The sequence below is a fragment of the Streptomyces longisporoflavus genome (genome assembly GCF_014649775.1).
GTDB lineage: Bacteria > Actinomycetota > Actinomycetes > Streptomycetales > Streptomycetaceae > Streptomyces > Streptomyces longisporoflavus.
Genome location: NZ_BMTR01000019.1, coordinates 33,164 through 57,135, shown reverse-complemented (window position 1 = coordinate 57,135; position 23,972 = coordinate 33,164). Strand labels below are relative to the sequence as shown.

The 23,972-nt window shown below is 72.1% G+C and carries 20 protein-coding genes; 9 read left to right on the top strand and 11 right to left on the bottom strand.

Features of this window, described 5'->3' with window-relative positions; all coding sequences use genetic code 11:
* Window positions 1-202 precede the first annotated feature (202 nt).
* Window positions 203-907 (top strand): DUF5995 family protein, encoded by a 705-nt coding sequence (locus IE226_RS31910; RefSeq protein ID WP_190084902.1) that lies wholly within the window; start codon window positions 203-205, stop codon window positions 905-907.
* An 88-nt stretch (window positions 908-995) separates the two neighbouring features.
* Complete coding sequence (locus tag IE226_RS31905; RefSeq protein ID WP_190084901.1) at window positions 996-1,928, top strand: LLM class F420-dependent oxidoreductase; 933 nt, start codon at window positions 996-998, stop codon at window positions 1,926-1,928.
* A gap of 105 nt (window positions 1,929-2,033) precedes the next feature.
* Here IE226_RS31905 and IE226_RS31900 read toward each other — a convergent pair whose 3' ends face one another.
* A complete protein-coding gene (locus IE226_RS31900) occupies window positions 2,034-3,743 on the bottom strand; it encodes a flavin monoamine oxidase family protein (protein ID WP_190084900.1) in 1,710 nt (569 codons plus the stop codon).
* Window positions 3,744-3,800: 57 nt separating this feature from the next.
* The gene (locus IE226_RS31895; protein ID WP_190084970.1) at window positions 3,801-4,589 is read right to left on the bottom strand and encodes a carbon-nitrogen hydrolase family protein; all 789 of its coding nucleotides are present in this window, start codon (window positions 4,587-4,589) and stop codon (window positions 3,801-3,803) included.
* Window positions 4,590-4,933: 344 nt separating this feature from the next.
* Here IE226_RS31895 and IE226_RS31890 point away from each other — a divergent pair, with 344 nt between their 5' ends.
* Together IE226_RS31890 and IE226_RS31885 are read left to right on the top strand one after the other, a co-directional pair.
* Entirely contained in the window at window positions 4,934-5,578 is a 645-nt protein-coding gene (locus tag IE226_RS31890; RefSeq protein WP_229871654.1) for a Repetin, read from the top strand.
* A gap of 182 nt (window positions 5,579-5,760) precedes the next feature.
* Window positions 5,761-6,315 carry a Repetin gene (locus IE226_RS31885; protein WP_190084899.1) on the top strand — a complete coding sequence of 185 codons (555 nt, stop codon included), beginning with the start codon at window positions 5,761-5,763 and terminating at the stop codon, window positions 6,313-6,315.
* 26 nt (window positions 6,316-6,341) lie between these two features.
* Here IE226_RS31885 and IE226_RS31880 read toward each other — a convergent pair whose 3' ends face one another.
* Together IE226_RS31880 and IE226_RS31875 are read right to left on the bottom strand one after the other, a co-directional pair.
* Complete coding sequence (locus tag IE226_RS31880) at window positions 6,342-6,797, bottom strand: Lrp/AsnC family transcriptional regulator (protein ID WP_190084898.1); 456 nt, start codon at window positions 6,795-6,797, stop codon at window positions 6,342-6,344.
* A 10-nt stretch (window positions 6,798-6,807) separates the two neighbouring features.
* Entirely contained in the window at window positions 6,808-8,271 is a 1,464-nt protein-coding gene (locus IE226_RS31875; RefSeq protein WP_190084897.1) for an amino acid permease, read from the bottom strand.
* Window positions 8,272-8,601: 330 nt separating this feature from the next.
* On the opposite strand from IE226_RS31875, the gene IE226_RS31870 reads away from it, so the two are divergent.
* From IE226_RS31870 to IE226_RS31860, 3 genes are read left to right on the top strand one after another with little or no spacing between them, the layout of a single operon-like run.
* The gene (locus IE226_RS31870) at window positions 8,602-9,717 is read left to right on the top strand and encodes an LLM class flavin-dependent oxidoreductase (RefSeq protein WP_190084896.1); all 1,116 of its coding nucleotides are present in this window, start codon (window positions 8,602-8,604) and stop codon (window positions 9,715-9,717) included.
* A complete protein-coding gene (locus IE226_RS31865) occupies window positions 9,714-10,523 on the top strand; it encodes an SDR family NAD(P)-dependent oxidoreductase (protein WP_190084895.1) in 810 nt (269 codons plus the stop codon). Before IE226_RS31870 ends, IE226_RS31865 begins: the two co-directional genes overlap by 4 nt.
* The gene (locus tag IE226_RS31860) at window positions 10,520-11,458 is read left to right on the top strand and encodes a GDSL-type esterase/lipase family protein (RefSeq protein WP_190084894.1); all 939 of its coding nucleotides are present in this window, start codon (window positions 10,520-10,522) and stop codon (window positions 11,456-11,458) included. Before IE226_RS31865 ends, IE226_RS31860 begins: the two co-directional genes overlap by 4 nt.
* Before the next feature lie 70 nt (window positions 11,459-11,528).
* Here the strand turns inward: IE226_RS31860 and IE226_RS31855 are convergent, their stop codons facing one another.
* From IE226_RS31855 to rpe, 4 genes are all read right to left on the bottom strand, one after another.
* A complete protein-coding gene (locus tag IE226_RS31855; RefSeq protein WP_190084893.1) occupies window positions 11,529-12,971 on the bottom strand; it encodes a GuaB1 family IMP dehydrogenase-related protein in 1,443 nt (480 codons plus the stop codon).
* 174 nt (window positions 12,972-13,145) lie between these two features.
* The gene (locus tag IE226_RS31850) at window positions 13,146-13,508 is read right to left on the bottom strand and encodes a barstar family protein (RefSeq protein WP_190084892.1); all 363 of its coding nucleotides are present in this window, start codon (window positions 13,506-13,508) and stop codon (window positions 13,146-13,148) included.
* A gap of 182 nt (window positions 13,509-13,690) precedes the next feature.
* Window positions 13,691-14,689: a sugar-binding transcriptional regulator gene (locus IE226_RS31845; protein WP_190084968.1), complete on the bottom strand. Its 999-nt coding sequence runs from the start codon at window positions 14,687-14,689 to the stop codon at window positions 13,691-13,693.
* A 223-nt stretch (window positions 14,690-14,912) separates the two neighbouring features.
* Window positions 14,913-15,599: a ribulose-phosphate 3-epimerase gene (gene rpe / locus IE226_RS31840; RefSeq protein ID WP_190084891.1), complete on the bottom strand. Its 687-nt coding sequence runs from the start codon at window positions 15,597-15,599 to the stop codon at window positions 14,913-14,915.
* Window positions 15,600-15,731: 132 nt separating this feature from the next.
* Here rpe and IE226_RS31835 point away from each other — a divergent pair, with 132 nt between their 5' ends.
* A complete protein-coding gene (locus tag IE226_RS31835) occupies window positions 15,732-18,059 on the top strand; it encodes an MMPL family transporter (RefSeq protein WP_190084890.1) in 2,328 nt (775 codons plus the stop codon).
* Here IE226_RS31835 and IE226_RS31830 read toward each other — a convergent pair.
* Both IE226_RS31830 and fmt read right to left on the bottom strand, forming a co-directional pair.
* A complete protein-coding gene (locus tag IE226_RS31830; protein WP_190084889.1) occupies window positions 18,033-19,481 on the bottom strand; it encodes an RsmB/NOP family class I SAM-dependent RNA methyltransferase in 1,449 nt (482 codons plus the stop codon). The genes IE226_RS31835 and IE226_RS31830 overlap by 27 nt on opposite strands.
* 34 nt (window positions 19,482-19,515) lie before the next feature.
* Window positions 19,516-20,460 carry a methionyl-tRNA formyltransferase gene (gene fmt, locus IE226_RS31825; RefSeq protein WP_190084888.1) on the bottom strand — a complete coding sequence of 315 codons (945 nt, stop codon included), beginning with the start codon at window positions 20,458-20,460 and terminating at the stop codon, window positions 19,516-19,518.
* A gap of 278 nt (window positions 20,461-20,738) precedes the next feature.
* On the opposite strand from fmt, the gene IE226_RS31820 reads away from it, so the two are divergent.
* Window positions 20,739-21,290 carry a hypothetical protein gene (locus tag IE226_RS31820; protein WP_190084887.1) on the top strand — a complete coding sequence of 184 codons (552 nt, stop codon included), beginning with the start codon at window positions 20,739-20,741 and terminating at the stop codon, window positions 21,288-21,290.
* Window positions 21,291-21,734: 444 nt separating this feature from the next.
* Here the strand turns inward: IE226_RS31820 and IE226_RS31815 are convergent, their stop codons facing one another.
* Window positions 21,735-23,888 (bottom strand): primosomal protein N', encoded by a 2,154-nt coding sequence (locus IE226_RS31815; RefSeq protein WP_190084886.1) that lies wholly within the window; start codon window positions 23,886-23,888, stop codon window positions 21,735-21,737.
* Window positions 23,889-23,972: the final 84 nt, after the last annotated feature.

The window sequence follows — 23,972 nt, the reverse complement described above, 5'->3', positions numbered from 1 at the left end:
CCGCCGTCCGATTCCTCGTCCGGCGCGATGTCGTGCACGGTTGCCTGACACGGTCTTTCCCTCCCCCTCCCCCGCGTCCCCCTGACGCGGCGGGCATGCCGGCTCCCCTGCCCGGGGGCACATACGGCCGTCTTTCCCTCGTTCTGGGGAAGCGGCCGGTGCGGCGGCACTCGGGCCAGCGTAGGACTGGGACCCTGCCGTCATGGCGCAGTTGCAGCGGTTCGCGGAGTCCACAGGCCCGGCGCACGGGGTTGACGGCGTGGCGAGGCGGATGCGCGCACTCGGCGACGGCTTCCCCTCCGGCGACGGGGTCGGGGTCTTCAACCGGGTCTATCTCGCGGTCACCGAAGAGGTCGGCCGGCACCTCGACATCGGCGGTTTCCCGGACCGCGGAGCCGCGATCACACTGGACGTCCTGTTCGCGGAGCGGTATCTGACGGCGGTCGACACGGCGGCCGCCGACCGCAGGCCGCCCGCCTGCTGGCGACCGCTTTTCGAGCTCCGGCGCCATCCCGGCGTACGTCCGCTGCAGTTCGCGCTCGCGGGTATCAACGCGCACATCGGGCACGATCTTCCGCTGGCCGTCGTGGACGCCTGCCGCACGCTCGGCTGTGAACCGGCGGACCTGGCGGACGAGTTCGACCGCGTGGGCGACATCCTGGTCACGCTGGAGGAGCGCATCCGCGAGGAGCTGATGCCGGGCCCCGACCTCTTCCAGGTCGCCGACCCGCTCACCCATCTGCTCGGCTCGTGGAGCCTGGAGCGGGCCAGGGACGGCGCGTGGGCGACCGCCGTCGCGCTGCGGGCCCTGCGCGAACTTCCCGTGGTCGCCGAGCAGTTCCGCGACCGCCTCGACGGCGCGGTCGGTCTCGTGGGCCGGATGCTGCTCACCCCGCTTCCGGACTGATCCGGTCGCTCCGCGCCGGGCGCCGGGTAACTCCCCGACTGTAGCTGTACGTTGAAACCAGTGACCCCGGACGCGAAGGAGCACCAGCATGGCCACACCACTCGGGCTCAGCCTCCCGCAGGGCCGGCAGTACAGCATCGGCCGTGACGTCCCGGCGGTGGCCCGCGCGGCCGAGGAGATCGGGTACGAGAGCCTGTGGGTCTATGAGCGCATCCTGTTCCCCGAGCCCGCGACGCAGGGTCTGTACGGCATCGAGGGCCTGCCCTGGCCCGACACGTACCGCTCGGTGGCCGATCCGCTGGTCACCTTGACCCTCGCGGCCGCCGCCACCGAGCGCGCCCGTCTGGGCACCAGCGTCCTGATCGCCCCGCTGCACATCCCCTTCCAGCTGGCGCGTTCGCTGGCCACGCTGGACGCGGCGAGCGGCGGCCGCGTCGTCGCGGGCCTCGGCACGGGCTGGTCCCACGACGAGTACGCGGCCTCGGGGGTGGCCCCCTTCGAGAAGCGCGGCAAGGTCCTGGACGAGATGATCGACGTCTGCCGGGCGGTGTGGGGCCCGGACCCGGTGGCGTACGAAGGCGAGCTGACCACGATCGCGCCCTCCGTGGTCGGCCCCAAGCCCGCCCGCCCCATCCCGATCCTGCTGCCCGCCAACAGCCCGCGCGCTCTGCGCAGGCTGGTCGACCGCGCCGACGGCTGGATGCCGATCGGCACGGGCGCCGGGAAGCTGGCCGAGCAGGCGCAGGAGCTGAAGGAACTGGCCGCCGAGCGGGGCCGCACGCAGCCGGTCCAGAGCGTCCTGCGGGTCAACGCCCGTTACACGCCGACCGCGTACGAGGGCGAGAAGCGCGCCCCCTTCCGGGGCAACGTCGAGCAGATCGTCGAGGACCTCGAAGCGCACGCCGCGACGGGCGCGGTGGAGGAGATCCTCATCGAACTGGCGGGCAGCACCCGGGACGCGGAGGAACTGAAGGACTTGGCTGCGGAGGTGTACGCGGAGGCGAGGGCGGCGGGGGTATAGACCCCGGGGCCGCCCCGCAGGGGCTGGCCCCGGGGGCGCGGGGAACTGCGCGACCAGCCACACCAGACCGGCAGATCCCCACGCACCCCGGACAGAACGGCGCTGTCAGTCCTCAGGCAGTTCGACGGGAGCGATCTCGTCGTACACATCCCCGGGACCGGGGTTGGTGGCGTCGGTCGCACCCCCGAAGTGATGCATGACCCCCCACACCGCGTTCAGCGCGGTCTGCACCGCGCCCTCGGCCCACCCCGCCGTCCAGGAGATGTCGTCACCGGCGAGGAAGATCCCTCGCTTGTCCGCCGGAAGGCGATCCTGCATGAAGTGCGTGAACAGGCGCCGCTGGTAGCGGTAGTGCCCCGGCAGGTTCGCCTTGAACGCGCCCATGAAGTAGGGCTCGTTCTCCCAGGACACGGTCACCGGGTTGCCGATGATGTGCTTCCTGATGTCGACCTTCGGGTAGATCTCGCCGAGCGACTTGAGCATGACCTCCATGCGCTCGTTCGCCGACAGCGGCAGCCACTTCAGGCTGTCGTCGCACCAGGTGTAGGAGAGGCAGATGACGGCGGGCTTGTCCGGGCCGTCGTCGAGCAGGTAGGTGCCGCGCGTCATGCGGTCGGTGAGCGTCATCGACATGACGTCACGGCCGGTCGGGTTCCCCCTGTCGTCGACGGCCTTGTCCAGCCAGAACGGCCGGTCCACGGGGACGAAGAGCTTCGAGGACTCCATGTAGTGGGTCCGCTCCATCGCCGTCCAGTGGTCGATGGGGAAGAGCGAGTCGTCGCACGCGATCTTGGAGAGCAGCATCCAGGACTGGGCGGTGAAGATCGCCGCCTGGTAGGTGCGGATGTCGCCCGAGGAGTCGGTGACCGTGACGCGGTTGCCCGCGGTGCGGTCAAGACGGGTCACGGCGGGCTTCGGCACGCCGCCCTCGTGCAGCGAGCTCAGGGACGTACCGGGCGCCCAGTGCACGATCTTCTGCGGCTCGCGGTCCCACATGCGCAGGGGCAGCTGCTGGCTGCCGCCGACGATGCCGCGGTGGTGGTCGTCGGCCTCGGTGTAGACGACGCGCAGGATCTCCAGGATGGAGTTCGGGAAGTCGGTGTCCCAGCCGCCGGTGCCGAAGCCGACCTGGCCGAAGATCTCGCGGTGCCGGAAGGACTTGAAGGCCGCGGAGTCGCAGAGGAAGCCGTAGAAGGTCTGGTTGTCGAGCTTCTCGACGAGCTTGGACCAGATCTCGCGGATCTTCGGTACGTCGCGCTCGCGCAGGGCGCGGTTCATGTCGGAGAAGTCGGCGCCCTCCTCCAGGCAGTCGTTCCACGCCTTCGCCACGTCGCGGTAGACCTGCGGCAGGTCGGCGACGGTCTCGGCGTAGTGCGACTCGCCCTTGAGGTCGACGACCGTGGAGGGCGTCGACTCGGCGAGGGGGTTCGGGAACGGCTGGGTCTTCAGGCCCACCAGGTCGATGTAGTGCTGCAGCGCCGTCGAGGACGGCGGGAAGCGCATCGCGCCCATCTCGGCGGTCAGGTCGCCATCACAGCCCTCGAAGCCGACGGTGCGAAGGCGGCCGCCGATCTGGTCGGCCTCGTAGACGACGGGCTTGAGGCCCATCTTCATCAGTTCGTAGGCCGCCACGATGCCGGAGAGGCCGCCGCCGATGACCGCGACCTCGGTGCCGTGCTCGGTCGCGGGTATCTGGCCGAGGCCCGCCGGGTGCGCGAGGAAATCGTCGTACGCGTACGGGAAGTCCGGACCGAACATGGTGATCGGCGGCTGGGCGTCGGTGTGCTGGACAGCGGTGGGCACCGTGGACGTCATGGGGTGCGGACTCCTTGCGGGAACGGCAGAACAGAAGAAGGGGGAGCTCGGGGCGGGTCAGATCAGGGACGCGTACAGACCCGGGCGGCGGTCGCGCAGGTAGGGATTGGCCTCGCGCGACGCGGCGAGGAAGGCCGGGTCCGCGTCGGCGAACACCAGCTGCTCGTCCCGTCCGGCGCGAGTGCGGGCGACGCCGTCCGGTCCCGCCAGCGTGGAGAGCCCGACGAACTCGAACTCCCCTTCCTTGCCGACCCGGTTGACGTAGGCGACGTACATCTGGTTCTCGAAGGCCCGCACCGGCACGACCGACTCGGCGACGAACTGGAAGGGGTGCATCTGGGCCGTGGGCACGAGCAGCAGGTCGGTGCCCGCGAGGGCGTGCGCGCGGACGTTCTCCGGGAACTCCACGTCGTAGCAGATCATCAGGCCGACCCGGATACCGCCCAACTCCGCCTGTACGACGGACTGTTCACCGGGGGTGAAGTGGTCCCGCTCGAAGCAGCCGAAGAGGTGGGTCTTGCGGTAGTTCGCCAGGCGGGCGCCGTCGGCGCCGATCAGCTGGACGGAGTTGAAGACCGTCTCGCCGTCCCGCTCCGGGTAGCCGTAGGCGATCGCGACGCCGTGGCGTGCGGCGCTCTCGGCGATCGCGGCGGCCGAAGCCCCGTCGGCGGCCTCGGCGAGACGCGGGATGTCGTCGCCGATCGCGTAGCCGGTGAGGTACAGCTCGGGGGCCACCAGGAGACCCGCGTCCGCGGCGGCGGCACGGGCGGCGGCCTCGTCGAGCGCCTTCAGGTTGGCGGCGACGGAGCCAAGGGTGCCCGAGCTCTGGAGCAGGGCGGTGCGCAGCGGCGGCATGGCAGGACCTCGGGGCATGCGAAGGGACGGGAAGGGCTGGTGGGGACGGTTAGACGGTACGGTCGGCGGCCTTGCCCGGACAAGGCGCGAGCGTTGCGGGCTGCCGCGCGATCCGTTGCGCGTACGGGGCCCTTCGCGGCGATTCGTTGTGCGGCCGGGGTGGGACCGGGGTCGTAGTGGTGTCCACCGGCGGGCGCAGGGGGTGCGGGGGTGTTCCCCGCCGTGCGGCGGAGGCGGATTGACGCCCCTGGCCGGACGTGCCGGGGCCCCCTGCCGCGAGACCGTGATCTCGCCCGGAAGGACCGGGTGAACGGCACTTCGGACGGAGGCTCCCCGTGAGCCGCGACACAAGCACCCGGATCGCTGACCGCCGCCTGACCGGCCCCCGCGGTCGTGCGATCGCCGTCGGAACCGCCCTGCTGATCTGCGCGGGAGCCGCGGGAGCGGCTGCCGCCTCGGACGACGGCGGATCGCGCGACGCGGCGCACACGCAGGCCCGCGAGGGCGCGGCGCACACACAGCCGCGCGAGGCCGCCGCGCTCACCGGCAGCGCGAAGCTGTCCCGCAAGACCACCGAGGACGTGACGTTCACCTTCGACGCGCATCTGGCAAAGCGGGACAACATGCGCCCGGACAAGGCGACCGGCACCTTCCGCTTCGTCCACCTCGACAGGCCCGGCGGCAAGGGCGGCTGGGCCGAGGGCCGCGTCGACTGTCTGATGACCGGCGGCAAGGTCGCCACGGCCACCGGCATCATCACCGGCACGAACCTGAAGGGCATCAAGGGCGGTCGCGTCGGCTTCACCGTCCACGACCAGGGCAAGCACGACCGCGTGGGCTACAGCTGGGCGTCGGTGGGCGGCCCCGACGGCACCAAGAAGCTGACCAAGTGCACGAGCGCGGCGCCCTTCGAGAAGGTCAAGAAGGGCACGGGCGACTTCCACGTGCGGCCCTGGCACCCGACGTACCCGACCGGCTGACACGGGTGGGCCCACCCGTACGGGGGTCGGGCGGGCCCGGCGTCTCCGCCTCACGGGCCAGCCGTCCCCCGCCGCACGGCGGACGCGGTCACCGCCTCGCGCACGACGCCCGGGCCGCCGGAAACCGGAAGGGTGGATCACGCCCGGAAAGACCGGGCGGACCACAGCCCAACGGGGGCCCCATGAATCGCCGCTCCAACCTCATCCGAGCCGTCGCCGTAGGCGCCGCGCTCCTCGCACTCGCCTCGGGCGCGGGCTCCGCGACCGCGTCGGACGCCCCGCACCACGGGCGCGAGGCGGCGGCCCTGACCGGAACCGCCAAGCTGGACCGCCCGCCGGGCGACGACGCCACCATCACCGTCGACGCCCGTCTGGACGCCGCGGACCGCGACGACCCCGGGGCCGCGCACGGGACCGTCAAGATCAGCCACTACATGGAGCGACCCGAGTTCGGCGGCACCGCCGAGGCCCGCGTGGACTGCCTGCTGACCGGCGGAAAGGTGGCCACGGTGTCGGCGGTCGTCACGAAGGCGGACGGCGGCCTGAAAGGGGCGATCGGCAAGCGCCTGGGCCTGACGGTCCACGACCGGGGCAGGCAGGACCGCTTCGGCTACAGCTGGGCGATGGTCGGCATCCCGAACGACCTGCCGGACGACATGCCCAAGTGCGTGAGCGCGGCCCCGTTCGACAAGACGAAGCCCGGCAGCGGAGACCTGCGCGTACGACCGATGAAGTAGCGCCCCCGCGGGAACCCGGGCAGCGCCTACGCAGGGGATCCCGAGGAGAATCTCCGCATCAGGGGCGAGAGCACGAGCACGGACTTCGTCCGTTCCACGAAATGCTCCCCGGCGATCCTTTCGAGGACCCGCTCGAAGTGCCGCATGTCGGCGGCGAAGACCTGGACGACGGCGTCCGCCTCCCCGGTGACGGTGGAGGCGGACGCGATCTCCGGATACCGCTCGAGGCCACGGCGGATGGCCTCGGGCGAGGTGTTGCGACGGCAGTAGATCTCGATGAACCCCTCGGTCTCCCAGCCGAGCGCGGCCGGGTCGACCCGGACGGTGAACCCCGTGATCGCTCCGGTCTCCCGGAGGCGGTCCACGCGCCGCTTCACGGCGGGTGCGGAGAGCCCCACCAGCTGGCCGATGTCGGCGTAGGAACGGCGGGCGTCCTCGGCGAGGGCGTGCACGATGCGTTCGTCGAGATCGTTCAGTCGCACTGGGGGTGGATCACTTCTCTGCGGAGGCCAATCGGGAGCGGCTCATGCCGTACACGAAGTAGAACACGAGGCCGACGGCCATCCAGACACCGAACACGACCCAGGTGATGGAGTCGAGGCTGAACATGTTGTACGCGCAGAAAGCGAAGCCGAGGACCGGGAAGAGCCAGCCCAGCGGCACGCGGAAGGTGCGCGGCATGTCCGGGCGGGTCCGGCGCAGCACGATGACGGCGATGTTGACCAGGCCGAAGGCGAAGAGCGTGCCGATGCTGGTGGCGTCGACGAGCTTGCCGAGCGGGATGACCGAGGCGAGCGCGGCGCAGAACAGCGACACGATGACGGTGTTCACGCGGGGCGTGCCGGTCTTCTTGCTGACCTTGCCGAACGCCTTGGGGACCAGGCCGTCGCGGGACATGGCGAACAGGACGCGGGTCTGGCCGTAGAGGACGGTCAGGACGACCGAGGCGATGGAGATGACCGCGCCGGCGGCGAGCAGCGTGCCCCAGAAGCTCTGGCCGCTGACGTCGTTCATGATCGCGGCGAGCGTGGCCTCGGAGCCCTCGAAGTCCGCCCAGTTCCAGGCGCCGACGGCGACGGCGGCGACCAGGACGTAGAGCGCCGTGACGATGATCAGCGACAGCATGATCGCGCGGGGCAGGTCGCGCTGCGGGTTCTTCGCCTCCTCACCGGCGGTGGAGGCGGCGTCGAAGCCGATGTACGAGAAGAAGAGGCTGGCCGCGGCGGCGCTGACACCGGCCGTGCCGAGCGGCATGAAGTCGGAGTAGTTGCCGGACTTGAAGCCCATGAAGCCGATGGCGCAGAAGAGCACGAGCGCGGCGATCTTCACGATGACCATGATCGTGTTGACCCGCGCCGACTCCTTGGCGCCGCCGAGCAGGAACACCATGGCGAGCAGGACGACGATCAGGCCCGGCAGGTTGATGACGCCGCCCTCACCGGGCGCCGACGAGAGCACGGCCGGGATGGTGACGCCGATGGTGCCGTCGAGCAGTTCGTTGAGGTATTCGCCCCAGCCGACGGCGACGGCCGCGACCGACACGCCGTACTCCAGGACCAGGCACCAGCCGCAGACCCAGGCGACGAGTTCGCCCATCGTTGCGTACGCGTACGAATACGAGGACCCGGCGACCGGAATGGAGCCCGCGAGCTCGGCGTACGAGAGCGCGGAGAACAGTGCGGTGAGCCCGGCGAGCACGAAGGACAGGGTCACGGCGGGCCCGGCCTTGGGGACGCTCTCCCCGAGGACCACGAAAATGCCGGTGCCCAGCGTGGCGCCAATGCTGATCATGGTCAGCTGCCACATGCCGAGGGAGCGCCGCAGCGAGCCGCCCTCACCCTGGCCGCCCTCCGCGACCAGCAGTTCCACCGGCTTGCGCCGCATCAAGCGACCGCCGAGCCCTCCGGCCCCCGAGGGGCCAGGGCGATTTTGCGGGGGTGCGCCTTGGTCGAGCACGCGTGGCTCCTTCATCGCTGCCTGGTCAGGGCGGCGGGACCGGCGGCAGCACCCGGGCATGGCCGGGGACCGCCGAGCAGGCGGTCCCCGCCACACCACGTACAGCGGACGACTCTATGAGGCAGGCTTCACGTATGTAATGAAGCAACCTTGCGCAAGCCCGAACGATCGTTGCGTACATCCCCTTCCTGCGGGTCTTCGTTGCGCGGTCCGTTTCGTCCGTTGCGTGCCGAGGGTCGCGGAAGGTCATTGACACTTCGTCAGATCTCCCCCATCGTGCACTCCGGTCGAGCCGATCGCACACCCCCGTCGAGAGGGAGTCAGCAGGCCATGGACCTCGATGTGCTGTACGAGATCGACGTACCGAAGCCCTGGAACGGACCCCACCCGCTCGGCCAGCGCACCGCCGAGCAGCGCGCCTACCGCGAGGCCGTGGAGCAGATCAGGCTCGCGGACCGGGTCGGCTTCCGCACGGTGTGGGCCGTGGAGCACCACTTCCGCGAGGGCCGCTCGCACTGTCCCGCGCCCGAGGTGCTGCTCGGGCATCTCGCGGCGCTCACCGAGCGGATACGACTCGGCTTCGGTGTCACCCTCACCCCCTTCGGCTTCACTCCCCCGCAGCGCATCGCGGAGAAGGTGGCGGCGGTGGACGTACTCTCCGACGGCCGTGTGGAGTGGGGCACCGGGCGGTCAACTCCCATGGAACAGACGGCATTCGGTGTCGACCGCGAGCAGTCGCGCGCCGACTGGCGCGAGGCGATCGAGATCGTCACGGGCATGTGGCGCGAGGAGTACTTCGCCTACGAGTCGGAGCGCTTCACCTTTCCCCGCCGGATGGTCACCCCCAAGCCGGTCCAGGACCCGCATCCGCCCTGCTGGATGGCGGCGACCTCGCCGGGGTCGGCGGAGGTGGCGGGCGCGGCGGGCCTCGGCCTGCTCTCCTTCTCGATCATGCAGCCGCTCGACGCGATGGCCCGCCAGGTCGCCGCCTACCGCGCGGCGGCACGCACGCCCGCCCCGATCACGGACGTCACCACGGACCGCGTCAGCGCGTACACCCTGGTCCACGCGGCGGACCGCCCCTCCCGGCGGGTCTGGGACTCGGTGGCCTGGTGGTACCGCAACCTGGCGCAGTTCACCCTCGACTGGGAGCTGCCGCACCTGACCCCCGACGAGCGTGCGCGGACCTTCCCCTTCCTCACCCCGATCATCGAAGGCAACGTCCCCGTCGAGGAGTTCAACGACGGCGACATGATCCTCATCGGTGACGCGGAGACCATCGTCCGCAAGGCCAAGCGCTACGCCGACCTCGGCATCGACCAGCTCATCTGCTACGTCCAGTGGGGCTATCTGGAACACCGGGAGATCCTGCGCACGATCGAGATCCTGGGCAAGGAAGTCATCCCGGAACTTGCCTCGTACCGGCCCCGGCGGGCCGCGCCGTGAGCGAGCCCCTCGACACGTCGCCCGTCCCCGACTACGCGGCCCTGCACCGCCTGGACGGCCGCGCCTTCGTCCTGCTCGGTGCGGGCAACGGCATCGGCCGCCAGACCGCGCACGCGCTCACGGCGGCGGGCGCGCGGGTCCTGTGCGTGGATCTCGACAAGGGGCGCGCCGAAGCGGTCGCGGCCGAGACGGGCGGCATCGCGTACGTCGCGGACGTGACGCGGCGCGAAGAGGTGCGGGAGCTCTTCGCCTGCGCACGCAGGGAGTTGGGCTCACTCGGCGGTGTCGTCGACATCGTCGGCATGGCCCGCTACACACCCCTGGCCGACCTCGACGACGCGGCCTGGGACTGGCACTTCTCGCTCGTCCTGCGGCATGCCTGGCTCGCGGTCCAGTACGGCGGCGAGGCGCTCGCCGACGCGGGCGGCGGCCCCCTGGTCTTCGTCGCCTCGGTGTCGGGCCTGACGGCGGCGCCCCTGCACGCCGCGTACGGCGCGGCCAAGGCGGGCCTGATCTCCCTGGTCCGCTCGGCGGCGGTGGAGTACGGTCCGCGCGGTGTACGGGTGAACGCCGTGGCGCCCGGCGTCGTCTGGACGCCGCGCGTGGCGGGCCTGATCGGCGACGAGGGCCGCGCGGCGAACGCCCGCAACGCCCCGCTCGGCCGGGTGGCCGAAACCTCCGACATCGCCTCGGCCCTGCTCTTCTTCGCCTCGCCGCTCTCCTCGTACGTCACCGGGCAGACGCTCGTCGTGGACGGCGGTGTCGGCGTGAAGTTCCCCTATCCGACCATCGGGGGCGCGCGGTGAGGGAGTTCGTGCGGGGTGCGCCCTGGTGGACGGAGGACGGCCGGGTGGTGCGCGCCGACCCGGCCGACCGGGAGCGGCTTCCCGGCGACACATGGGAGCGGGCGGGCCTGCCGGCCGGGGTGCGCCTTGAGTTCACGGCGCGCGGGGTGAGCGCCGTGGAGATCGCGTACACCGCCTCGCCCCCGTCGGCGGCGGACTCGTACCGCGACGCACCCGCGACGTTCACCCTGCTCACGGGCAAGGAAGCCATCGACACCCCGGCGACGCCGGGCGACCGCCGGACGCTGATCCATCTCCCCTGCCCCGAAGGCGAGTTCACCCTCCACCTGCCGGAAGCACTCCGGCCGGTCCTGCACGCGGTACGCCCGCTCGACGGCACCCTGATACCCGCCGCACGTCGACCGCGCTGGCTCGTCTACGGCGACTCGATCGCGGAGGGCTGGTCGGTCTCGCGTCCGCATCTGGCGTGGCCCGCGCTCGCGGGGCGTGCCCTGGGTGCGGAGACGGTGAACCTCGGCTACGCGGGCGCGGCACGCGGGGAGTTGGCCTCGGCCGAACAACTGGCCTCGCTCGAAGCCGACTTGCTCACCATCGCCTTCGGCACGAACTGCTGGTCACGTACGCCGCATTCGGCGGGGCTGCTGTACGAGAGCGCGCGAGCGTTCCTGGACCTGGTGCGCCGGGGCCACCCGGACGCACCCCTCCTGGTGGTCTCCCCGGTGCTCCGCCCGGACGCCGAAACAACGCCGAACGCGCTCGGCGCGACGCTCGGGGACCTGCGGACCGCGGTGGAACGGGCAGCCCTGGACGCGGGCGCCGACCTGCTGCCGGGCGGCGGCCTGCTGCACACCGGCCACTTGGTGGACGGCGTACATCCGGGCGACGAGGGTCACGCCCTGCTGGCAAAAGCAGTGGCGGGGGTCATCGCCCCGTGAGGGGCGCGGGGAACTGCGCGACCAGCCACGACGAACCCGCAGCCGAATGGCACAGCTCCCCGCGAAGCCGCTAGCTCCAGCTGGCGTGCAGCGGCTTCCCCTCCGCATAGCCCGCGGCACTCTGCACACCCACGGTGGCCCGCTCGGCGAACTCCGCCAGGGACCCCGCACCCGCGTACGTGCAGGAGGAACGCACACCCGCGATGATCGAGTCGATCAGGTCCTCGACGCCGGGCCGCTCCGGGTCCAGGAACATCCGCGAGGTCGAGATGCCCTCCTCGAACAGCGCCTTGCGGGCACGGTCGTACGCGGACTCCTCGCTCGTGCGGTTCTTGACCGCGCGGGCCGACGCCATGCCGAACGACTCCTTGTAGAGGCGGCCGTTGGCGTCCTGCTGCAGGTCGCCGGGGGACTCGTACGTCCCGGCGAACCACGAACCGATCATGACGTTCGACGCACCGGCGGCCAGCGCCATGGCGACGTCGCGGGGGTGGCGGACACCGCCGTCGGCCCACACGTGCTTGCCGAACTTCGCGGCCTCGGCGGCGCATTCGAGCACCGCGGAGAACTGCGGCCGGCCGACGCCGGTCATCATGCGCGTGGTGCACATGGCGCCGGGGCCCACGCCGACCTTGATGATGTCGGCGCCGGCCTCGATCAGGTCCCGTACGCCCTCGGCGGCGACGATGTTGCCCGCGACGATCGGCACCTGCGGGTCGAGGGCGCGCACGGCCTTGACCGCGGAGATCATCGACTCCTGGTGGCCGTGCGCGGTGTCCACGACGAGCGTGTCGGCGCCCGCGTCGAGGAGCTGCTTGGCCTTGGCCGCGACGTCGCCGTTGATGCCGACGGCGGCGGCGATGCGCAGCTTGCCGTTGGCGTCGAGGGCGGGCGAGTAGAGGGTCGCGCGCAGGGCGCCCGTACGGGTGAGGATGCCGGCGAGGCGGCCGTCCTTGCCCACCGCGGGTGCGTAGCGGCGGTTCGCGTGGTCGAGCTTGTTGAAGGCGTCGCGCGGGTCGATGTCCGCGTCCAGGAGCACGAGGTCCTTGGACATGACCTCGGAGAGCTGGGTGAAGCGGTCGACGCCGTTCAGGTCCGTGTCGGTGACGACGCCGACCGGCTTCTGGTCGGCGTCCACGACGACGCCCGCGTTGTGCGCGCGCTTGGAGAGCAGGGCGAGCGCGTCGGCGACGGTCTGCGTGGGGGCCAGGACGATCGGGGTGTCAAGGACGTGGTGGCGCGTCTTGACCCAGGAGATGACCTCGGTGACGACCTCGATCGGGATGTCCTGCGGGATCACGACGAGGCCGCCGCGGCGGGCGACCGTCTCGGCCATCCGGCGTCCCGCGATGGCGGTCATGTTCGCGACCACCAGCGGGATCGTGGTGCCGGTGCCGTCCGGCGACGAGAGGTCCACGCCCTGACGCGATCCGACGGCGGAACGCCGGGGGACCATGAAAACGTCGTCGTACGTCAGGTCGTACGCAGGCTGGATGTCATTGAGGAAGCGCACGTGCTGCTCATCCCAGTCGATCAGAGGTGGCCCCCGGACAGTTAGGCCGGGGGAAAAGCACGTACTTCAGTGTCCCATGTCCGGGGCCGTCCGCCGCCTGGGATGATCACCCAGCCGGGGCAGAAGCACCCTGGTCGGATCCTCCAAATACCCCGCGCGGCGATCACCGTCCGCTCAGGATCGCGTGCCGAGCGCGAGAACGATCTCCAGGCCCGTCCCGCGCTCCCGTGCGTACTCCACGGCGTCCGTGAAGACCTCCCGGGCGACGGTCCAGTCCTGCGGAGCCGCTTCGGCGTACTCCTGCCAGCCGGTGACCACGAGCAGGCGGCCGGGTGAGCCGGGCGCCCCGCCCTGGTCGGTGAGGCAGTCGGCGAGCGCGTCCCAGTTGCGCCCGAACCAGTCGGGCAGATCGAGCGCGCGGGCACAGCGGTCCATGAAGGCCGCTTTGTCGCGCACCCCGCTCAGGTCGAGCGTGCCGGTGCTCATTCCTGCGGCGCGCACGGCTTCGAGGACCGGCGCCAGCGGTTCGGACGTCATCTCAGTACCGCCTCATCTCAGTCGATGCGCCTGGCGCCCCGGTCACGCTCGCCGGGGGTGGGCACGGCGCACTCCCGGTAGTGCCCGCACCGCCGCACGGCAGCGCCCCGAAGGGGCGCGGGGCTGTGACATGTACGGCTCCGCCGCGTAGGCGCGCTCAGCCGCAGCGGGCCCGCGGAGACTCAGCCGCCGTCCGGGTCCGCCCGGTCCAGCGCGGGATGCGGAGTAGCCCCGCGAACCAACAGCTGATCGGCCGCAGCGGTATCGGTGACCAGGCTGGTGACAAGCCCGGACCGCAGCACGGCGTCGATCGCCGCCGCCTTCCGCTGCCCGCCGGCGATGGCGACGACCTCGGGAATCCGTCGAAGCCGATCGGCTTCGACGGTGATGCAGCGCTCCCCCAGATCACGCCCCACCCGACGCCCCTCGGCGTCGAAGAGGTGCGCGGACATCTCGGCCGCGACACCGAGCGAGGCGTAATGCGCGCGCTCCTCGTCGCTGAGCATGTCGTGGACGGTGGAGATGCCGGGCTCCCAGGAGCCGATGGAGACGGCGGCGACGGTGACCTTGTCGAAGTACTCGAACGCCCGCGCGATCCCGGTCTGGTTCCGCAGCGCGGCGGCCGTGGCCGGGTCGGGCAGGAGCATCGGCGCGTAGATGGGGTGGGCCTCGCCGCCGGAGACCTGCGCGGCACGCCGCACGGCCTCGACGGAGCCGCGTTCGGCCGTCCCGGCGTCGTACACGCCCGTCAGCTGCACGACGGTGCACGGCGGCAGCTGGTCGAGGGCGGCCGCCATGTGGATGGTCGAGCGCCCCCACGCGAGGCCGAGTACATCGCCCTCGGTGACGAGCTCGCCGAGCAGGTCCGCCGCGACCTCACCGAGGTTCTCGGGATCGGGCGAGTCCTCGACCTCGTCGACCGAGGTGGGCGACTCGACGACGACCGCGTGCCGCAGGCCGTAGCGGGCGCGCAGCGCGTCCGAGCGCTCCGCGTCCAGCTCGGCGGGCACACGGATCTCGATCCGTACGAGGTCCCGCTCCAGAGCCGTCTCCAGGACCCTGGCCACCTTGAAGCGGCTGACGCCGAACTCCTCGGCGATCTGGATCTTCGACTTGCCCTCGAGATAGAAGCGGCGGGCCATGGCCGCCGCCTGCACCAGCTCCGCGGGTCCCATCCGCATGGCTGACCGGCCGCCCGTCGACACGACGATCTCCTCACTGTCATTTCAAGCAACTGTCGTTCACGCATTCACACGCATAGGCATTCACACGCATTGGTGCGCCTTCGCGCGCATTGCCACGGCTTATCGCGCATTGCCGCAGCGCAACCTGGGTCCGTCGTTCATCCTTGCAGATCCGACGTACTTGATCAGCCCTGAGGGACTGCGTTCATGTACTCGTGGCTCAGTGGCCGCATGCCCATGCGGCGGCGGCCGTCGCCTCCGCCGCCCGGTTGCGCAATGCACGTACCGCCGCCGCCGGGTCGTCCGCTCCGTACACCGCGGAGCCCGCGACGAAGACGTCGGCGCCCGCCTCGGCGCAGCGCTCGATGGTCTCGGCCGAGACGCCGCCGTCCACCTGGAGCCAGAGGTCCAGGCCGTGCTTGCTGATCAGCTCACGGGTGCGGCGGATCTTGGGGAGCATGATGTCGAGGAACGACTGCCCTCCGAAGCCCGGCTCGACCGTCATGATCAGCAGCATGTCGAGCTCGGGAAGAAGATCCTCGTACGGCTCGACGGGGGTCGCCGGCTTCAGCGCCATGGAGGCGCGGGCGCCCTTGGCGCGGATCTCCCGGGCAAGCCGGACGGGCGCGGCGGCGGCCTCCGCGTGGAAGGTGACCGATCCGGCGCCCGCTTCGACGTACTGCGGGGCCCAGCGATCGGCGTTCTCGATCATCAGATGGCAGTCCAGCGGCGTGTCCGTCGCTCGGGCCAGGGACTCTACGACCGGCACCCCCAGGGTGAGGTTCGGGACGAAGTGGTTGTCCATCACGTCGACGTGGAGCCAGTCGGCGCCTTCGACCGCTGTTGCCTCCTCGGCAAGACGGGCGAAATCCGCGGACAGGATGCTGGGGTTGATCTGCACGGCCATGCCCCAAGACTGCCATGCCCGGAGCTCGTTGCCTCCCGCGGTCCGAAGCATGGGCTTCCGGGCTCCACTGACCATGGACCGCGTGCCATGCTGGGCGGTCCACCGGCACCACGTGGGGCAGCGGGGGTAGCCATGCCAGACGAACGGTCGGACGGACTGACGGGCGGACTGACGGGCGGACCGGCGGAGGGACACCCCGAGGGGCGCTCGGGCGGACAGCGCCGGGCGAGCCGCGGTGTGGCCTGGCTGGTGTGCGGGCGGCGCACCAAGTGGCTGGTGGTGCTGTTCTGGCTGGTGGTGATCGTCGCGGCCGCGCCGCTCGCCCAGAAGCTCACGGACGCCCAGGACAACCAGGCGTCGTCCTGGCTGCCCGGCTCCGCTGAATCCACCCAAGTCCTGGAGATCTCCGAGGACTTCAGGCCCGAACAGATTCCGGCGATCGTCGTGTACGCCCGCGAGGGCGGACTCACTCCGGCGGACCGGGTGCAGATCGCCAAGGACGCCAGGGAGCTCGAGGAGCTGCGCGCCCACGGCATCCGGGGCGCGGAGACCCGCGGCCCCCTCTTCGACACCAGGCCTGCCCGGGACGCCCGGGCGGCACAGATCTTCGTGCCGATCATCATGGACGAGAAGGGCTGGGAGCGGATCGGTCCCGCCGTCGATTCCATCCGGGAGCGGGTCGGCGGGACCGGTGAGGGCGACGACGGCCTCGCGGTGCACGTCACCGGGCCCGGCGGTACGTCGGCGGACTTCTCCGAGGCGTTCGAGGGCATCGACTCGACGCTGCTCCTGGCCGCGGGCGGCGTCGTCGTCGTGATCCTCCTGATCACCTATCGCAGCCCCGTCCTGCTGCTCGTCCCGCTGCTCGCGGCGGTCGTCTCCCTCTTCACCGCGCAGGCCCTCATCTATCTCCTCGCGGAGCACGCCGGGCTGACGGTCAACGGGCAGAGCGCGGGCATTCTCACGGTGCTCGTCTTCGGGGCGGGGACGGACTACGCCCTGCTCCTGGTGGCCCGCTATCGGGAAGAGCTGCGCCGCCACGAGGACCGGCACGAGGCGATGCAGCTCGCCCTGCACCGGGCGGGCCCCGCGGTCATCGCCTCGGGTGCCACGGTCGTCGTCAGCATGCTGGTGCTGCTCACCGCCGACATGAACTCGACGCGGGGCCTCGGCCCCGTGGCTGCCATCGGTGTCGCGGTGGCCCTGATCGCGATGCTGTCGCTGTTCCCCGCGCTCCTGGTGGTCTGCGGCCGCTGGCTCTTCTGGCCGCTGGTCCCGCACAACGGCTCCGACGAGCCCACCGAACGCGGCGTCTGGGCCCGTACGGGCCGCCGCATCGCCCGTCGCCCGCGCCTGACCTGGAGCATCACGGCGGTGGCCCTCGCGGTGGTCGCGCTCGGCATGACGCAGCTGCGCGCGGAAGGGCTGAGCAACGCCGACTCGTTCACGGACAAGCCGGACTCGATCGTGGGCCAGGAGGTGCAGGCGGAGTACTTCGACGCGGGCAGCGGTGACCCACTGGTGATCGTGTCGAACCGGGCTCAGGGCCCCCGGGTCCGCGCCGTGGTCGCCCGTACCAGCGGAGTGGTCCCGACGAGCGTCGTCGTGCCGCCGGGGACGAAACGGGCGTACGAGGGCCAGGTCCTGTTCGAGGCGACGACGACCGACGCCAGCGACAGCGAGGCGGCCAAGCGGACCGTGGAACGGGTGCGCGACGCGGTGCACGCGGTGCCACGGGCGGACGCGCAGGTCGGCGGCAACACGGCGGCCATCGTGGACATGGACCGCGCCACGACCCACGACAACAAACTGGTGATCCCGCTCGTCCTCGTGGTCGTCCTGCTGATCCTCGCCTTGCTGCTGCGCGCCCTGGTCGCGCCGCTGCTCCTGATCGCGACGGTGGTGCTCTCCTTCACCGCCGCGCTGGGAATCAGCGCGCTCGCCTTCCGGTACGTCTTCGACTACGCGGGCGAGGCCACGGACTTCCCGCTGTTCGTCTTCGTGTTCCTGGTGGCGCTCGGCATCGACTACAACATCTTCCTGTCGACCCGCATCCGTGAGGAGGCGGGCCGCCAGGGCACCCGTGCGGGTGTGCTGACCGGCCTCGCCGCGACCGGCGCGGTCATCACGTCGGCGGGCCTGGTCCTCGCGGGCACGTTCGCCGCGCTCGGCACGCTCCCGATGGTGGCGTTCGCCGAGATCGGCTTCGCCGTCGCGATCGGCGTCCTGCTCGACACCTTCATCGTGCGGTCCGTCCTGGTCACGGCGTTGTTCCTGGACGTGGGGCCGAAGGTGTGGTGGCCGCACGCCCTGAGCAAGGACCCGGCCGCCCGCACGCCCGCGACCGTGCCGGCGGGGCCGGCAGGGTCGGCGGGGTCGGGGGCGGCTACGGGGCCGGTCGCGGAGCCGTCGGCGCCGGAGTCGGGCCGGGAGTCAGGCCGTCCGCCGGATCAGCGCTAGGTACATGGCGTCGGTGCCGTGCAGATGCGGCCACAGCTGCACGTCGGGACCGTCGCCAAGGGCCGGCACGCCCGGCAGCAGCGGGCGGGCGTCGATCAGTTCGGCGCCCGCGTGCTGCTTGAGCACGTCATCGACGACGGCACGCGTCTCCGCGAGATGCGGTGAGCAGGTGGCGTAACCGACGACGCCCCCGACCCGCACGGACTCCAACGCGGTGCGCAGCAGCCCCCGTTGGAGCGGCGCGAAGCCCTCCAGGTCCTCGGGACGGCGGCGCCAGCGAGCCTCGGGACGGCGGCGCAGGGCGCCGAGTCCCGTGCACGGAACGTCCATCAGGACCCGGTCGAAGGTGCCGGGCTGCCACGGCGGCCGGGTGCCGTCGGCGGCGATGACCTCGTACGGGCCCGGGTTGCCGCGCAGCGCCTGCGCGACGAGGCGGGCCCGGTGCGGCTGCTTCTCGGCGGCGAGGAGGGCGGCACCGCGGCCGGCGGCGAGACCGGCGAGCATCGCCGCCTTGCCGCCAGGGCCCGCGCATCCGTCGAGCCACCTCTCGTCGCGCCCCTCGACCGGGGCGTTCGCGAGTGCGATCGCGACGAGCTGGCTGCCCTCGTCCTGGACCCCGGCGCGACCCTCGCGCACCGCCTCGATCGAACCGGGCTCGCCGCCTTCGCTGAGCCGCACGGCATACGGCGACCAGCGTCCCGGCAGCGCGGACTCCTCGCCGACCGTGTCGAGGAGTTCATCGGCGGTGGTGCGCCCCGGGCGCGCCACGAGCGTCACCTCGGGCCGCTCGTTGTCGGCCTCCAGTAGGTCCTCGATGCCCGCACGGCCGCCGCCGAGCGCGTCCCAGAGCGCGGAGACGACCCACCGGGGGTGCGAGTGGACGACGGCGAGGTGGTCCTCGGCGTCCTCGTCGTAGGGCGGCGCGACCTTCGCCACCCAGCCGTCGAGATCGTCGGCGGCGACCTTGCGAAGCACCGCGTTCACGAACTTGGCCCGCCCGTCGCCGAGCACCACGCGCGCCAGCTCCACGGAGGCGGAGACGGCGGCGTGCGTGGGGATGCGCGTCCCGAGCAGTTGGTGCACGCCCATGTTCAGGACGTCGAGGACCGGCGGGTCGACCTCGCGCAGCGGCCGGTCGATGCAGGCGGCCACGATCGCGTCGTACGTCCCCTGCCTGCGCAGCGTCCCGTAGACGAGCTCGGTGGCGAGCGCCGCGTCCCGCGCGTCGAACTTGTCGGGCCCCTCCTTCTCGCGGGCCTTGCGCAGGAGCGGCGGCAGGACGAGGTTCGCGTAGGCGTCGCGCTCGTCCACGGCCCGCAGCGCCTCGAAGGCGAGGAAGCGGACGGGGTCCTTCTTGGGTCGGCGGTGGGGCTTGCCGGGCTTGCCCTGCTTCTGGGGACGCCGGGCGGGCTGGTCGTTCAAAGGTGCTCCGCTATTGGATGGGGGCTGAACCTAATCAGCGTACGTCGGTGTCGCCGAGCCGCTCGTCCGGGGCGATCCGCACCCCGCGCACCCAGTCGGCGCCGCGCATCGGCTTCTTGCCCTGCGGCTGCACCCAGAGCAGCTCGACGGCGTGCGATCCGGTGCCGACGTACACGTTGTTCTTGGCGGCGGCGAGCTCGCCGGGCGCGAGGTCGGTGCGGTCGGCGACCGGGGCGGCCTGGATGATCTTCAGCCGCTCCCCGCGGAACACGGACCAGGCGCCGGGCGCGGGGGTGCAGCCACGCACCACACGGTCGACGCGGAGCGCCGGCGCGGCCCAGTCCACCTGCGCGTCCTCGACCGTGATCTTCGGGGCGAGGGTGACACCGTCGGCGGGCTGCGGTACGGCCTTCAGGGAGCCGTCCTCGATGCCGTCCATGGTGGCGGCGAGCAGCCCGGAGCCCGCGAAGGCGAGGCGGGTGAGCAGGTCACCGCTGGTGTCGGTGGACCGGACGACCTCCGTGACCGTGCCGTACACCGGACCGGAGTCGAGCCCCTGCTCGATGAGGAAGGTGGAGGCACCGGTGATCTCGTCCCCGGCCATCACGGCGTGCTGGACGGGCGCGGCACCGCGCCAGGCAGGCAGCAGCGAGAAGTGCAGGTTGACCCAGCCGTGGGCCGGGATGTCCAGGGCGACCTTGGGCAGCAGGGCGCCGTAGGCGACGACGGGGCAGCAGTCGGGCGCGATCTCGCGCAGCCGTGCCAGGAAGTCCTCGTCGCGCGGCTTCGCCGGCCTGAGGATCTCGATCCCGGCCTCCTCCGCGCGCTGTGCGACGGGGCTGGCGACGAGCCTGCGGCCGCGGCCCGCGGGCGCGTCGGGCCGGGTGACGACGGCGGCCACCTCGTGCCGGTCGGAGGCGATCAGGGCGTCCAGGGCGGGGACGGCGACCTCGGGGGTGCCTGCGAAGACGAGCTTCATCGTTGCCTTTCGGCCTCTCGGGACGGGAACGTGCGGGGAGCGCACCAGTCTATGAGCCGCCCTGCCGGGACGCTGTGCGCGGGGCGGCCCGTATCGAACCGTTCGTCCCTGGTGGGCTCATCCGGGGGCGTACGAACGGACACGCGCCCTGTGCATATGCGCATGCGCCCCTGCACCGTGACCCCACACGGACTAGCGCGTTGGTCAAGAAAGAGTTGACCACAACGGGCCTCGGATGCGGCCCGATCCTTTTCAACGCCGGTTCGAGAGGCTTGTTCATGGCCGACCACGCAACCCACGACGCCCAGGCTCGGGCCAGCCTGCACCTTCTAGTACGGGACATCGAGCGGGTCCGCCGGCAGGTGGACGCATTGCGTACGCTCACCGCCCAGCTCGGCAACGTCTACCGCCCGCGCCGCTCAAGCCCCTCCGCGGGCTTCGTCGTGTACGGGCGGGCGCCCGCCCCGACCGTACGTCTCGCCCAGGAACTGCGGGACAGCGTCGAGACGCTGGTGACCGCCGCGGTGGACTTCGACCGCTCACTGGGCTTCTCGTGGGACGCGGTGGGCTCGGCCCTCGGGGTCACCAAGCAGGCGGTGCACCGTCGTTACGGCGCCCGCCGGGCCACGACACAGGCGGCGGCGGAGGCGGAGCGGGCCACGGAGACGATCCCGTCCCCCACGGCGACGGCCCGTCCCCCCGTGACGGTCGGCGCCCCGCTCCCCGGGGTCCCGGCGGCCCGTGCCATGCCGACCCAGCCCACCGCAGGCAGCCCGGCCCTACGCGAAGACCCCCGTCCCAACGCTTTTCCGGGCCCTCGCAACGGCTGACCACGACGACAACGGCGGCTGCCACCTACCGACTCCCGGCCAGGCGACAGCCGCCGTCGTCATGCCCGAGCACCCCCCAACGCCCACCGCCGCTGCGGTCAGACGTCCCCCGAAACCACCCCACCCCAGCACCGCCCGCCGCTGCAGGCAGGCGTCCCGCGAAACCACCCCACCCCTGCGCCGACCGCCGTTGTGGGCAGGCGTTCCCCCACCCAGCGCCCGCCGCCGTTGTGGGCAGGCGTTCCGCAGGGCGGAACGGGTGGGCACAACCCACGAGCGGCCTGGCACCGACAAGCGAGACGGAAACCCCCGCGCAGCGCCAGGCCCCGCGCAGCGGAATTCCCGGCGGGAGGCCGTACCCCGGGCGGGAGGCCGTACCCCGGGCGGGAGGCCACCCCCTCCCAGCGGGAGGCCGTACCCAGGCGGAAGGCCGACCAAGGGGCCCTAGCCGATATCCAGCGGATCCACCCGAATCCGCACAGGCTCCGCCGCCCCCCGCGCCATACGAGCCGCCTGCGCCGCCTTGAGCGAAGCGGCAAGCGCCGCACCACTACCCGGCGGCACCCGGACAAGGACCCGCTCCCACCGCTCCCCGGCAGGCGCAGCCCCACCCCGCCGCCCGGCCCCCGGCCCGCCCCCCGCGTCCGGCACGGGAACAGGCCCCAACACCACCGCGTCCCCCGGAAGTTCCGCCCCGGCGAGAAACGCCGAAAGCGCCTCCGGGGTCCCCGCCACCGAAGCCATCCGCGACACGGGCGGAAACCCCAGCTCGGCCCGCTCGGACAGCTCCCGCACGGCGTGCCCCACCGGATCCCAGCGGACGAGCGCCTGCACGGGCCGCAGAGTCGGCTCGGCGACAACCACCACGGTCCCCCCGGCCCCCTGCGCCCGCACCAGCGCGGAAGCCCCGATCCACCGCCGCAACGCGTCCTCCCCGGCCCGCAGATCGGGCCGCCCCAGCATGGCCCACCCATCGAGCAGCAGCGCAGCGGCATAGCCGCCCTCGGCGACGGGCTCCGCCCCCGGCGTACTCACCACGAGGGCGGGACTCCCCGGCACGGTGTCGAGAACCTGCTCCCGCCCGGACGTCCGCACCGGCACAGCGGGAAACGCCCGCCCCAGCTCCTCGGCCGTACGCCGCGCCCCCACCACCTGAGCCCGCAGCCGGAACCCCCCGCACTCCCCGCAGTGCCAGGCACCTTCCTCCACCCCGCACCATCCGCACCAGAGACCGCCGCCGTCCCGCGCCTCCAAGGGCCCCGCGCAGTGGCGGCACCGAGCGGGCTCGCGGCATCGCTCGCACGCGAGCCGGGGCACGTACCCCCGCCGGGGCACCTGGACAAGGACCGGACCGTGCTTCAGCCCCTCGCGCACGACGTTCCACGCGAGAGTGGGAAGCCGCGCGACGCGGGCGGCCTCGTCCCGCGCGAGATCCCCGTCCCCCACGGTCCGTACGAGCGGCGCGGTCCCCCGCACCTGCTCGCGATCGGCGACGAGCGGCGCCGCCCAGCCGCTCTCCACGAGCTGCGCGGCCTCGACCGTGCAACTCCAACTCCCCAGCAGGAAGCCGCACTTGTCCCTCGACGCCCGAAGCTCGAGCACCTCCCGCACATGCGGGAAGGGAGCGTTGTCGTCGCTGTGACTGGCGTCGCCGTCGTCCCAGACGGCGACGAGCCCGAGATTCCGTACGGGGGCGAACATGGCGGCCCGCGTGCCCACGACGGCCCGCACGGCGCCGCGCCGCACGGAAAGCCACTCCCGATACCGCCGCTCCTGCCCGGCGTCGGCGGTGAGCAGAGCATGCTGCCCCGCCCCCAACAACTGAGTCAGCGCCGCGTCCACCCTCGCCGCGGGCCGCCCCGCGGGCACCACCACAAGGGCCCCGCGCCCCGAGGCAAGGGTCGCCTGCACGGCCCTGGCGATCTCCTCGGCCCACTCGGGCCCGGGAAGAGCAGTCCACACGGCCCGCGGGGCGCCCCCTGAGGCGAGTGCCCCCAAGAACTCGGCCCCGTGCCCGTACCGCCGCCAGGAGCCTGCGTCAGGCGCGGCCGGAGGAGGCGGCACCTCCCCCGTCTCCCGTGCCTCGGCCCTGGCGTGCCGGGGCGGAACGGCCAGTTGCAGTACGTCGGCAAGGCTGCCCGCGTACCGGTCGGCCACGGCCCGCGCGAGTCCGAGCAACTCCCCGTCGAGCACGGGCTCGGGCGAAACGACCTGCGCCAGCGCGGCCAGCGGCCCGGAGTAGTCCGACTCGGCGACCCGCTCGACGAGGAACCCGTCGATCAGCCCCCCGCCCTCACGCCGCCCGCCCCGCACATTGCGCGCCCCGGCCCCGAACCGCACGCGAACCCGCACCCCCGGCTGCGCCTGCTCGTCCAGCTCCTCGGGCACCGCGTAGTCGAAGTACCGGTCAAGGTGCAGCACACCTTTGTCCACGAGCACCCGCGCCACAGGCAGACTCTTGGCCAACGCGGCCCCCCGCCACGTCCGCGGCTTGGCCCGCGGCACGTCGGCCTTGCGCACCGCTTCCCGAATGAGCGCAAGCTGCTCCGGAGGCTCGGCCCCGCCGGCCCCTTCGGATTTCTGGTTCTCGCTGCTCACAGCAGCATTCCTACCAGACCGCACTGACACGATCGCAGGCCCGATACGCACCGGGACATGACGAGGCCCGGCACCCCATGAGGG